Below are 4,948 nucleotides of genomic sequence, written 5' to 3' on the forward strand. Positions count from 1 at the left end.
GAAGGCCCGCATGGCGTTGAGGGAGGGAGGGGACGCCCGGCCGGCCGGATCCATCGCGAGGCCTCAGGTCCATGAGGCCAAGAAAAGCTTGGCCGGAGCCTCAGCTTATCCCGTTTGCCGGCCGCCGCGGCAAGCCCGACACTCGGGCCCTGCCACCGACGGACTCCCTTCCATGCGCCTCCTCCATGACGGCTATTTCGACCAGGGCCTCGACGCCGATCCGGAGCTCGCCGCCTCGATCCGCGGCGAGCTCGCCCGGCAGCGGGACGGGATCGAGCTGATCGCCTCGGAGAACATCGTCTCGCGGCTTGTGCTGGAGGCGCAGGGCTCGGTCCTCACCAACAAGACCGTCGAGGGCCCGGCTTACGCGCGCTATTATGGCGGCGCCGAGCATGCCGACGCGATCGAGGCCCTGGCGGTGACCCGGGCGACGCGGCTGTTCGGCTGCCGCTTCGCCAACGTGCAGCCCCATTCGGGCTCGAACGCCAATGCGGGCGTCTTCCTCGGGCTGCTCAAGCTCGGCGACACGATCCTGTCGATGGGGGTCGAGGCCGGCGGGCATATCAGCCACGGCCACCCGGCGACCCTGACGGGCCGTGACTACACCATCGTCCGCTACGGCGTGGAGCGCGACAGCGAGCGGGTCGACCTCGATTCCGTCGCCGGGCTCGCCCGCGAGCACCGGCCGAGGATGATCGTCGCCGGCGGCTCGGCCTATGCGCGGGCCCTCGATTTCGCGGGCTTGCGCGCCATCGCCGACGAGGTCGGGGCGCTCCTGATGGTCGACATGGCGCATTTCGCCGGCCTCGTCGCCACCGGGCTCTATCCGCATCCCTTCCCGCATGCCCACGTGGTGACCTCGACCACCTACAAGTCCCTGCGCGGCGCCCGCGGGGGCTTGGTCCTCTGGAACGATCCCGCTTTGTCGGACCGGATCAACCATGGGATCTTCCCGGGCGTGCAGGGATCGGTGATGATGCATGCGGTCGCCGCCAAGGCGGCCTGCTTCGGCGAGGCCCTGCGGCCCGAGTTCCAGGCCTATAACCGGGCGGTCCTCGACAATGCCCGGGCGCTGGCCTCGAGCGTCGCCGAGGCCGGGATGCGCCTCGTCGCCGGTGGCACCGATTGCGGGCTGATGCTGGTCGACCTGACGCCCCAGGGGGTGACAGGGGACGTGGCGGCCGAGGCCTTGGAAACGGCCGGGCTCGCGGTCAACAAGAACCAGATCCCGTTCGACACCCGCCCGCCCGAGGCGCCGTCGGGCCTGCGCCTGTCCTCGAATGCCGGGACGGCGCGAGGGTTCGGCGTGGAGGAGTTCCGGCAGGTCGGCCGCTGGATCGGCCGGGTGGTGGCAGCGCCCCACGATGCGGCCGGGCTGGCGGCGATCCGCGAGGAGGTTCTGGCGCTGTGCCGGCGGTTTCCGATCTACGGCGGGGCCTGAGCCCCGTCGTGGCTACGGCGCATGGACCCCTGCCCCATCCACCACGCCACCGATCAGGTTGCGCCCGAGCAGGAACTCGGCACTGAAATCGGTGCGGATCAGGGGCTCCATCGCCACCGGCCCGGCCAGGGCCTGCGCCTCGGCGCGCCGGGCCGCCAAAGCCTCGGCGCGGCCGACGGCGCGGAAGCGGATGCGCGTGCCGCCCTGCGCCTGGGCGAGCCGCCCGAGATCCGGGCCGATCACCGTGGCGATCTTCGGGTAGCCGCCGGTGGATTGCCGGTCGGCCATCAGAACGATCGGCCAGCCCTCCCCCGGCACCTGGATCGCCCCCATGGCGATGCCGTCCGAGACGATGTTGTAGCCCTTGGCGTGGGTGAGCGGCGTGCCGTCGAGGAAGCAGGCCATCCGGTCGCCCTTGGTGGTCACCGTCCAGGGGCCGGCGAGGAAGGCGGCGATCTGGTCGGGGGCGAAGAAGTCGTCCTGGGGGCCCATCACCACCCGGATCTCCTCCGGCGGGCGGACGAGCCAGGGCGCCACGAGGGCGTGGGGATCGGCCGGGCCGGGGCGGGCATCCGGCACCGCCAGCCGGTCACCGGCCCGCAGGGCCCGACCGTCGAGGCCGCCGAAGCCGGAGCGGGTGTGGGTCGCGGTCGAGCCGAGGGTCGGGGCGAGGTCGAAGCGGCCCGCCACCGCGAGATACGCCCAGGCGCCGGCCCGCCCCGCCCGGACGACGAGGTGGCTGCCGGGATTGAGGGTCAGCGCGCAGGAAGGCGGCAGGGGCACGCCGTCGAGGCTGATGCGGAACTCGCCACCGGCGACGGCGATCCCGAGCGGGCCGCCCTCCGCCGTCACCTCGACCCCGCCGAGCGACACTTCGAGGGCGGTGGACCCGAGCGGGTTGCCGAGCGCCCGGTTGGCCGTGGCATGGGCGAGCGGATCCATCGGCCCGGCGGCGGTGATGCCGTAGCGCAGGTAGCCGTGGCGGCCGCCATCCTGGAGCGTCACGCCGGGGCCGGCGGCGAGAATGCTGAGACGCGAGGTCATGCGGCCTCCCGGCGCTGGGCGACGACCTCGCCGGCGGCGGCGCGGCGGTCGAGATCCGCGAAGGTGGCGGCGTCCACCGCCTCGAAACGCAGCGTGTCGCCGACGGCGACCGGGAACGGCTGGGGCCGCTGCGGCGCGTAGAGCCGCTCCGGCGTGCGGCCGACCACGTACCAGCCGGTCGGCATCGGGAAGGTGCCGACGGCCGCGAGCCCGCCGCCGATCAGCAGGGCGTTCTCCGGGTGCGGCGGGCGCGGGGTCGCGCGGCGGGACACCGCCAGCTCCGTGGGCAGGCCGCCCAGATAGGCGAAGCCCGGGGCGAAGCCATACATGTAGACCCGGTACTCGGCTCCCGCATGGAGGGCTGCGACGCGCTCGATGGTCAGGCCGGTCGCCTGCGCCACCGCCCCGATATCCTCGGCGCAAGCCGGGTCGTAGCAGCAGGGGAGCGTCCAGAGGGTGGCGCCGGCCCGGGCCGACGCGGGCGCCGCGGCGAGCGCCAGCACCCGCGCGGCGAGGTCGTCGCGGTCGAGGACCAGGGGGTCGTAGTGGATCATCAGCGAGCGGTAGGTCGGCACCGTCTCGGTGAGGCCCTCCGGCGGCGCGGCGCGCAGGGCGTCGTCGAGGGCCAGCACCCTGTCATGGATGGCCGGATCGACGCGGGTGCCGAACTCCGCCACCAGGGCGGCCTCGCCGGCATCGAGGAGGCGGGGGCTCTCCAGGGAGGGGGGCATCGCGCGTCAGGCCCGGAACGGGGCGAGGCGCACGCCGGCGCCTTCGAGCCGGGTGCGCACGGCGCGGGCGGTGGCCACGGCATGGGCGGAATCGCCGTGGACGCAGACCGAGCGGATCGGCGTCGGCAGGCGCCGGCCGCTCGCCGCGATGATCGCCCCCTCCTGCACCATGGCGAGGACCCGCTCGGCGGCCTGCGCCTCGTCGGTGATGAGGGCGCCGGGCTGGCCGCGGGGGATCAGGAACCCGGCCTCGGTGTAGCCCCGGTCGGCGAAGATCTCCTGGTGCACGTCGAGCCCCTGCGCCTCGCCGGCCGCCACCTGCGCGGTGAGCGCGATGGCGAGAAGCGACAGGGACGGATCGACGGCCTTGACCGCCTTGGCGATGGCATCCGCCACCTCCCGCTCCACCGCCGCGAGGTTGGCGAGCGCCCCGTGCGCCTTGACGTAGGTGAGGCGGTGGCCCGCATAGGCCGCGAGCCCGGCCGCGGCGCCGACCTGGTAGGCGACAAGCCGCTCGACCTCGCCGGGGGTGAAGGGCAGGACCCGGCGACCGAAGCCCCACAGGTCCGGGTAGCCCGGATGGGCACCCACCGCGACGCCCCGCTCGCGCGCGATGGCGAAGGCGCGGGCCATGATCTCGGGATCGCCCGCATGGAGGCCGCAGGCGACATTGGCCGAGGTCACGACGTCCAGCATCGCCGCGTCGTCCCCGCAGCGGTAGTCGCCGAAACCCTCGCCGAGGTCCGAATTGAGGTCGATGGACAGCATGGCGGGCACTCCAGGCAGATGAGGCGGACCCTGTGTTCCTGGCATCGCCCCGGCGCCCCTGCAACCCGCGGACCGCGCCGGCCCGGGTTGCTCCCCGTGCTATCCGGCGGCCGACGATGGGCGAGGCTCGCTCACCGAGACCTCGCTCGGCCTCGGAGTCACAGCGCGAGCGCGCTTTTGGCGAGCCTAAACACGCCCCAGCCGAGCAGGCCGAACCATGCCAGCACCAGGGGTATGCCGACCACCAGGGTGAGCACCACAGCGGCTTGGCGCAACCCGGCTTCGAATCTGGCCACGAATGACGCGGCGACGGTTGCCGCCTGTTCCGCCGCGGATGCCTTCGTGTCGAACTGGATCATCATCACCGGTCCCGGAGGGATCATGCCGCCACGGTGGCAAGCGGCGCGCCCCGAGGCGGACACGACGCTGCGCCGACGGAGGAGACGCGCCGGCGCCGAAGCGAGACGGGACGAGGCCGGTTCCGTGGCCTCGAGCGAGTCCTCGACGTCGACCGTGCCGGATCGGAACACGCCCGGATGAGACAGTGTGGTGGATTCCTAACCTCGGTGCGTGGACGCCACCGCCCCGCCCCGCTACCTTCCACAACACGGTCAGGTTGCGAGGATCGCGCTCGACCGCCGCGCGGCCCGATCTTCGCCGCGAGAACCGAGGAGCCGGGCAGGCCGCGCCTGCCGATCCAGAGGTGCGATCATGCGTGACCGAATGCGCCGCTCAGCCGGCCTCGCCCTCCTTCTCGGCATCCTGTGCGCCCCACCGGCGCGGGCCCAGGATCAAGGGCCCCCTCATCAGGCCGCCCAAAATCAGACCACCTCTGCCGCACGCCCCTGGAGCGATCCGCCGACGAAGCCGGCCGAGGCGCCGGGCGTGCAGGAGGCCGCGAAGCCCGCCGCCCCCGCCGCCGAGCCCGTGCGGATGACCGAGCCCCCCGCGAGGGCAGCCCGTC

General features: G+C 73.5%; 5 protein-coding genes. 1 reads left to right on the forward strand and 4 read right to left on the reverse strand.

Features of this window, described 5'->3' with window-relative positions; all coding sequences use genetic code 11:
* The first annotated feature begins 172 nt into the window (after positions 1-172).
* A complete protein-coding gene (locus VQ03_RS25155; RefSeq protein WP_048453651.1) occupies positions 173-1,441 on the forward strand; it encodes a serine hydroxymethyltransferase in 1,269 nt (422 codons plus the stop codon).
* Between the two features lie 12 nt (positions 1,442-1,453).
* Here VQ03_RS25155 and VQ03_RS25160 read toward each other — a convergent pair whose 3' ends face one another.
* From VQ03_RS25160 to VQ03_RS33305, 4 genes are all read right to left on the reverse strand, one after another.
* Positions 1,454-2,485: a 5-oxoprolinase subunit C family protein gene (locus tag VQ03_RS25160; RefSeq protein ID WP_048453652.1), complete on the reverse strand. Its 1,032-nt coding sequence runs from the start codon at positions 2,483-2,485 to the stop codon at positions 1,454-1,456.
* Positions 2,482-3,216 carry a 5-oxoprolinase subunit B family protein gene (locus tag VQ03_RS25165; protein ID WP_048453653.1) on the reverse strand — a complete coding sequence of 245 codons (735 nt, stop codon included), beginning with the start codon at positions 3,214-3,216 and terminating at the stop codon, positions 2,482-2,484. The genes VQ03_RS25160 and VQ03_RS25165 overlap by 4 nt, the downstream gene beginning before the upstream one ends.
* 6 nt (positions 3,217-3,222) lie before the next feature.
* Complete coding sequence (locus VQ03_RS25170) at positions 3,223-3,984, reverse strand: 5-oxoprolinase subunit PxpA (protein ID WP_048453654.1); 762 nt, start codon at positions 3,982-3,984, stop codon at positions 3,223-3,225.
* A 158-nt stretch (positions 3,985-4,142) separates the two neighbouring features.
* Entirely contained in the window at positions 4,143-4,343 is a 201-nt protein-coding gene (locus tag VQ03_RS33305) for a hypothetical protein (protein ID WP_048453655.1), read from the reverse strand.
* Positions 4,344-4,948 lie beyond the last annotated feature (605 nt).

This window comes from Methylobacterium tarhaniae (assembly GCF_001043955.1).
Taxonomy (GTDB): domain Bacteria; phylum Pseudomonadota; class Alphaproteobacteria; order Rhizobiales; family Beijerinckiaceae; genus Methylobacterium; species Methylobacterium tarhaniae.